This is a genomic window from Dyella sp. 01L423 (assembly GCF_056399945.1).
Window position 1 is genome coordinate 1 of sequence record NZ_JBFTSI010000054.1, and the last position, 407, is coordinate 407.

Annotated in this window: 1 protein-coding gene; it reads right to left on the minus strand. The window is 66.3% G+C overall.

Features of this window, described 5'->3' with window-relative positions:
* A partial coding sequence (locus AC1DMY_RS21030; protein WP_477166781.1) for an MFS transporter occupies nt 1-407 on the minus strand: 407 nt, incomplete at both ends.

A 407-nucleotide genomic window follows, 5' to 3' on the forward strand; every position in this document is an offset into this window, starting at 1 on the left:
CGCCCAGCTCGTTCGAGAACAGGCTGACGAGCCCGCCGCCAATCGTCACGCCCAGGCCGATGGCCAGCATCTGCACCATCGAGAACAGGCTGTTGCCGCTGCCGGCGTCCTCGCGCGAGAGGCCCTTCAGCGTCACGCTGTTCATGGCCGCGAACTGCATCGAGTTCGAGGCCCCGAACGTGGCCAGTTGCAGGATGGACAGGGCCAGCGGCCAGCCCGGCGACATCGCCGCGAACGAGGCAATCGAGGCCCCAACGATCAGCGTGTTCACCAGCAGGAAGTTGTCGTAGCCGTAGCGGTTGACCAGCGGCACGATCCAGCGCTTGGACACGGTCCCGGCCACCGCCACCGGCAGCAGCATCAGGCCCGAATGGAACGGCGAATAGCCGAGCTGCAACTGCATCAGC